Here is a 448-nt window from a genome sequence, read left to right on the forward strand (position 1 = left end):
TGAAGCACGAGCTGGTTCTGCTCGCCGGCAAGATCGATTGGGACTGGATCGACGGCGAGGTCGCGCCGCTCTACAGCGAGAATGGCCGGCCCGGGATCGAGACCCGGTTCATGATCGGGCTGCTGTTGCTCAAGCACACTTACGGGCTGTCCGATGAGGGCGTTTGCGAGCGCTGGGTTCACGACCCGTATTTCCAGTTCTTCACCGGGCAAGAGTTCTTTCAGCATGCCTTCCCGCACGAGCGCTCGGACCTGAGCCATTGGCGCAAGCGGCTCGGCGACAAGTTGGAGCTGCTGCTGGCGGAGAGCCTGCGGGTGGCGCACGAGGCCGGCGCGTTACGCGGCCAGGACCTCAAGCGCGTCACCGTCGACACCACGGTGCAGCCGAAGGCCATCACCTTTCCGACCGATGCCAAGCTGCTCCATGCGGCTATCAAGGGGCTCAACCG

Annotated in this window: 1 protein-coding gene; it reads left to right on the forward strand. The window is 64.3% G+C overall.

The features are described from left to right. Positions 1–448, forward strand: a 448-nt coding sequence (locus AC0L21_RS38060; RefSeq protein ID WP_473267146.1) for a transposase, incomplete at both ends; no start/stop codon positions are given.

It is taken from the genome of Bradyrhizobium sp. WSM4873, from assembly GCF_055811355.1.